Annotated in this window: 4 protein-coding genes and 1 pseudogene; 4 read left to right on the forward strand and 1 reads right to left on the reverse strand. The window is 40.7% G+C overall.

Annotation, left to right across the window (positions count from 1 at the left end; all coding sequences use genetic code 11):
• Nucleotides 1–276, reverse strand: a pseudogene (locus H6G97_RS50730) (IS1/IS1595 family N-terminal zinc-binding domain-containing protein); the annotation flags it as partial.
• 95 nt (nucleotides 277–371) lie between these two features.
• Between H6G97_RS50730 and H6G97_RS50735 the strand changes: the two are divergent.
• The 4 genes from H6G97_RS50735 to H6G97_RS50750 form a co-directional block, all read left to right on the forward strand.
• A complete protein-coding gene (locus H6G97_RS50735; RefSeq protein ID WP_242056206.1) occupies nucleotides 372–545 on the forward strand; it encodes a hypothetical protein in 174 nt (57 codons plus the stop codon).
• Nucleotides 538–738 (forward strand): hypothetical protein, encoded by a 201-nt coding sequence (locus H6G97_RS50740; protein ID WP_190947734.1) that lies wholly within the window; start codon nucleotides 538–540, stop codon nucleotides 736–738. Before H6G97_RS50735 ends, H6G97_RS50740 begins: the two co-directional genes overlap by 8 nt.
• Nucleotides 739–763: 25 nt before the next feature.
• Nucleotides 764–1,156 (forward strand): hypothetical protein, encoded by a 393-nt coding sequence (locus H6G97_RS54580; RefSeq protein ID WP_242056207.1) that lies wholly within the window; start codon nucleotides 764–766, stop codon nucleotides 1,154–1,156.
• 121 nt (nucleotides 1,157–1,277) lie between these two features.
• A partial coding sequence (locus H6G97_RS50750; protein WP_190947735.1) for a hypothetical protein occupies nucleotides 1,278–1,839 on the forward strand: 562 nt, incomplete at its 3' end.

Below are 1,839 nucleotides of genomic sequence, written 5' to 3' on the forward strand. Positions count from 1 at the left end.
TCGTTAGGCGGTACGTCGGGGAGTTTTTCGCCTATTTGTTTTAACCAATAAATTACGGTTGTATGGTGAACTCCTTTATCACGCTCAATGGCTCGAAATCCCATGCCATTAACGTATGACCTTAAACATTCTTGCTTGATTTCATCTGAGTATCCTTTTGGTGGACTGTAAACATCGATAAATTGACGACCACAATTGACGCAAATGTGATGAAAGTTTACCTCTTCGTTTACCATTTTTTCTAATTTCAGTAGAGTCGCAGTATGGACATTGCACAGTAAATGACCTCAATTCATCCCTCTATTATGCAACGCCCACGCTGTTATTTGGCTATTCTGTTTGTGAAATGAGCGAACCGACCGTATGTACTGATGCCTAACAAGAATTCTGATGAAATATCGTACTTGAAAGAGGATCAAATCCAACCGCTCACACCAGAAGAATTATTTCAGCAAATTACCGCAGAGATTGACTTTTATCAACAGCAGATAAGCATTCTCAATCGACAGTTAACCATATTAGCTAGAGGTGCAAACAATGGCTAAGTCTACAGACAACTTTGAGGGGAGAGCCAAGCACTTGCTGCGTTTACTTCAACTTTGTGGTGGTTGTGTTCCATTACATCGGCTGCAATTCCAATTCTCCGATTCAGTCATTCAAACTCTGCTGGATAGACAACTAGTGCAAGTACAGAATACAGGACGTGGCTTTTTGTTGGAGATTGCCGAGGATTTTTAGGTTATTAATCCCAGAGGACACAATTATGAAACTTTACGCGAAGACGATTCCACACACATTACCAGATTGGGCAACCACCGTTACAAAGAGTGCATATTTGTTTGAGGTTGAAATTAACGATGAACACCCGAATTTTCAATCTCTGCTTGAAGAATTAGCAACAGAAATTGAACCAGGAAGCTTTGGTGTAAAGGCAGAGGATTTATGTTCACGGCTTGGCATAGAAATGTCTAACCCCAGTCTCCAGCAATTAGTTGAACAAGCCCAAACCCTGATATCTCTTATTGCTACGCACCCAGACTACAGACAACTCCTAAACGAGGGATATCAACCTGATTTAAACATTGCGGATACTCAAACCGCACTGACTTATCTGCAATGGGAGTTAGAGCGAAATCGAGAACCTTCTGCCTTGTAAAAAAGCGTTTACCTGAATGAGTGCCGCTTATTCAAGTGAACGCACGGAAGTTTTTCTCCCGCTACAGGATTCCCATTATTGCACACGAAACACTAATCAATGAAACTTAGCCGAGGTGAACATGGTTACTGAAATCAAATTAGGTTTATGCAACCCTCCTGAACCTGTTTATTTATATGTCAATCAGGGGGAAGTAGACGGAGAATCTTATGTTTGGTACAAGTTCAATATCAGCCAAGATAAGAAAACCTCTGTTACCCAAAGAGCATTAACTGGATATTTGTCTGAACTCCGCCTAACGACTAAAGAATTTAAAGGTAAGGACAACTTGAAGCTGGATATTGTTGTCAGTGCTGATGAACTTTACGTCATAAGAACTGGTGTTGAAACCAATTTTGCCAAAAGCTTCCTTTTAGCTGCGTCATTAGTTCAAGATTTTTCTAAGCCACTGATTATCGTTGCGAATGCTGGCGACGAAAACACGGTTTTCTGCAATCTTTACGATGCCGCAACCAAAACCAAAATTTACAGGGAATGGAGTAGAGATTTGGATTGGGCAACTATCATTCATGACATCCAATCTCTTTTAGGTGGTGCTTCATCAACTATTCCATCCACACCAAAACTTAGCGTAGTCCCTCAACCAGTACCGACTCAAGATTTACGAATCAAAAATATTCGCA

The organism is Nostoc flagelliforme FACHB-838 (genome assembly GCF_014698065.1).
In the GTDB taxonomy this organism is placed as follows: Bacteria; Cyanobacteriota; Cyanobacteriia; order Cyanobacteriales; family Nostocaceae; genus Nostoc; species Nostoc flagelliforme_B.

Excerpts from the sequence above, each read along its gene's own strand:
- H6G97_RS50735 (WP_242056206.1), top strand. The coding sequence starts at position 372 with ATGCCTAACAAGAATTCTGATGAAATATCGTACTTGAAAGAGGATCAA.
- H6G97_RS50740 (WP_190947734.1), top strand. The coding sequence starts at position 538 with ATGGCTAAGTCTACAGACAACTTTGAGGGGAGAGCCAAGCACTTGCTG.
- H6G97_RS54580 (WP_242056207.1), top strand. The coding sequence starts at position 764 with ATGAAACTTTACGCGAAGACGATTCCACACACATTACCAGATTGGGCA.